This window comes from Alteromonas sp. 5E99-2, assembly GCF_017368475.1.
In the GTDB taxonomy this organism is placed as follows: domain Bacteria; phylum Pseudomonadota; class Gammaproteobacteria; order Enterobacterales; family Alteromonadaceae; genus Alteromonas_F.
The window spans coordinates 1-848 of the sequence record NZ_JAFNJE010000060.1 but is presented as its reverse complement, the minus strand read 5'-3'; the positions used below and the strand labels follow the sequence as shown (position 1 = coordinate 848).

Sequence of the window (848 nt, the reverse complement as noted above, 5' to 3'; positions counted from 1 at the left end):
GCCATCACGAACGGCAAGCGACAGCAGTATATCGTCTCTCAAAGTCTCTTGCGCGATGTCAAAGAACTGGCGCGTGAGATAGGGTGTGCCCCACTTGCGATTGCCTGTGTCTTGGTAGAACCGCCAAAACGCCTCCCAATGCTCTGGCTGGATATCATCACCAGTAAGCATCTTAATCTCACCACCAAACCCATTGGCTTGAGCACGCTCTTTGCGGATGTTCTTGCGCTTGCGACTAGCGAGGCTGCCGAGGAACCCATCAAAGTCAGTATAGCTATCGTTTACCCAATGAAACTGCTGACCAATCCGGGGCAGCAATCCCATCTCTTCACCAGCGATTGCCTCTGCTTCTGTGCAAAAGGTGACATGGACGGATGATAACCCATTGTCAGCAGCGATTTGGATCGCACCTTGCACAATCGCAGACATACCGACGACCTCAAACCCGGGACGGGTTAGAAAGCGACGGCCTGTAGCTGGGGTAAACGGCACGGCCAATTGCAACTTCGGATAATATCGCCCGCCTGCGTTCTCAAAGGCATGCGCCCAATTGTGATCGAAGATATATTCGCCTTGACTATGGCCCTTTGCATAAAGCGGCGCGACGGCGATCACTTGTTGATTTTGTGTGGCGGTCAAATAACGTGGCTGCCAACCTGAACCAGCGCCAACGGAACCGCTGTCCTCAAGCGCTTTGATAAATCGGTACGTCGTAAATGGGTCAAAAGGCCTGCCGTCTTCTGGGCATGCGCAGGCATCCCAATCAGCTTGCGATATGGTGGATAGGTCAGGATGGGCGGTAATTTCGATGGCGTTGTCAGTCATGTGACAGGACTTTACGCAAATGT

1 protein-coding gene is annotated in these 848 nt (G+C 52.7%); it reads right to left on the bottom strand.

What is annotated here, in order from left to right; genetic code table 11:
* A partial coding sequence (locus J3L16_RS15865; RefSeq protein ID WP_207614040.1) for a peptidogalycan biosysnthesis protein occupies nucleotides 1-825 on the bottom strand: 825 nt, incomplete at its 3' end.
* Nucleotides 826-848 lie beyond the last annotated feature (23 nt).